Origin of the sequence: Paracoccus sp. PAR01 (genome assembly GCF_014851995.1) — a bacterium.
GTDB classification, from domain to species: Bacteria; Pseudomonadota; Alphaproteobacteria; order Rhodobacterales; family Rhodobacteraceae; genus Paracoccus; species Paracoccus litorisediminis.
On sequence record NZ_JACVAW010000063.1, the window covers coordinates 1 to 1,996 of the forward strand.

The 1,996-nt window shown below is 64.1% G+C and carries 2 protein-coding genes; both read right to left on the minus strand.

What is annotated here, in order from left to right; all coding sequences use genetic code 11:
• Positions 1 to 199: 199 nt before the first annotated feature.
• Complete coding sequence (locus tag IB235_RS24555; protein ID WP_192339013.1) at positions 200 to 1,105, minus strand: DUF2950 domain-containing protein; 906 nt, start codon at positions 1,103 to 1,105, stop codon at positions 200 to 202.
• A partial coding sequence (locus tag IB235_RS24560) for a DUF3300 domain-containing protein (RefSeq protein ID WP_192339015.1) occupies positions 1,102 to 1,996 on the minus strand: 895 nt, incomplete at its 5' end. The genes IB235_RS24560 and IB235_RS24555, both read right to left, overlap by 4 nt.

The following is a 1,996-nucleotide window of genomic DNA, read 5'->3' on the forward strand; positions in this document are numbered from 1 at the left end:
GCGATCGTCTGGTCGAGGACCTGACCTTTCGTCAGATCCATCCCGATCTGATCGCCGCCATCGCCCGCGCCATCGGCCGGGTCGATCCCGGGCCGGGACGTGTCAGGCATCTGCGCCGCCCCCCGGCCAGCTGACAATCGCCGCTTTCGACCCGTTTCAAGCTTACTCTTTACCCATCAGGGTCCGACCAATCAGGCCGTCATTCCACCGGTGCCCATTCTTCGGTCGGGTCGAAAAGCTCGATCTTTGCGGCTTTTTCCAGCGTGTCTTCGCCCAGATCGGTCTGATAGACGATGCCGGGTTCGGCCACGATGAAGCTCATGATGCCGCTGTCGCCATAGGCCGCGGGATAGGCCACGACGGCATGGCCTGAAACCATGTTGCCATTGACCATGTAGCTATAAGCCCCGCCGGGTGCCGCCGGACCCTGACCCTGAAGGATGCGGAAATAGTAGCCCTCATAGGGTTCGGGCTCCCGGTCCTCTCCGTCGCTGCTGAAGCCAGTGAAATTGGCGCGGGCAAGACTTTCGTCAAAGGGGCTGGGCGGCGAGTCGGGGTCGTCTGCCCAGAAAAGCCCGTCATGCTGGCCCGGCGTGGACAGGATCGACGCGGCGAACTCCATCACCCCGTCGCCGTCATAATCGGTCTGACGAAAGCTTGCCTGAACTTCATGGGCGCGGCGCAGCATGCCGATGACCTCAAGCTCATTCCGACCGATGCGCCGCGCCAAGACCTCCTCGCGCGCGCTTTCGGCGTCAAAGCTCCAACCGGTGTCGCCTTTGACCAGATCCGCGGGAAAGGGCCACATCTCGCGCCCGGCCAGCAGCGTCATCCGGCCGTCGCCTGCGGGTTCCAGCCGGTGGATCGCATGCATGTCGTCAAGGAATTCGCGCCAAACCACGCGATCCTCTTCGGCGTCTCCGGTTGAGACCACGTCTTCGGCCTCGGGGCCGAAAATCTGCAGGACCGCCGCCTTGTCCTTGGCCTCAAGTGCCGTGACAAGTGCCGTGACCGCGGCCTCGGGCGTGTCGAAATATTGCGGCGCGGCCCAGGCACCCGGTGCCGTGCCGATGAGCAGGGCGAGTGTGGAAATGATGCGTTTCATCTTCTTCCTCCCCGACCGCCGCCGCGGCCGCCCATGCTGCTGCGCCCGCGATGGCTTGCCGCCGAGGGGCGTGGCCCGCTGGGTTTCTTGAACGCGTTCGGACGGCTCTGGGTGGCACGCGCCTTGGGCATTTTTTGCGCCGAAGGCCGAGACGCATGGCTCGCGCGCTGCCCCGAGGGGCGTGCGCCCGCGCTTGGCCGATTGGCTGCGGGCTTGGCCTGCCGCACCGGCTGCTTGCGGTTGGCGGCGGCCTGACCGGTCTTTTTCTTGGCGGCTTTGAGATTGGCGGGTTTCGCCCCCGAGGCTTTGCGCGCCTCGATCTTTTTCTTGGCGGCATCGCGGTTTGCCGGAGTGGCCAGCGGCTTCTGGTTCGGCCGGTTGCCTGCCCGGTCACCGACGGCCTGACGGACATCGCCCCGGTCGATCTGGGCGCGATTGGCCGCACCGATACTGACCCGTTCGCCGCCGCCGATCCGGTCGCGGTCTATGTTGACCTTGTCGCGGTCGATATTGATATCGCCCCGGTCGATATTGCGGTCGCCGCGATCGATATTGCGGTCGCCGCGATCGATGGTGATGTCGCCGCGATCCCAGTCGATATCGTCATCGACATCCCAGCCATGCCAATCGTCATCGTCGAAGATCTCGTCAAGGATCACCGCGCCGCCCAGCAGCACGCCGCCGGTCACCAGAATGTCGTCCCAGTCGGTGCCGTCGTCATAGCCGTAATTGTAGCCATAGTGGTAATTGGGCGCAGTCGAGGAAGGGATCGGGGTCGAATAGACCACATTGCTGTCATAGGTCGGGACATAGACCACGCCGGGATCTGCCGGGGCGATCTGGATCTTGTCATTGACCTTTTCGACCTTCTGGACCGGGCTATCGGCAAGA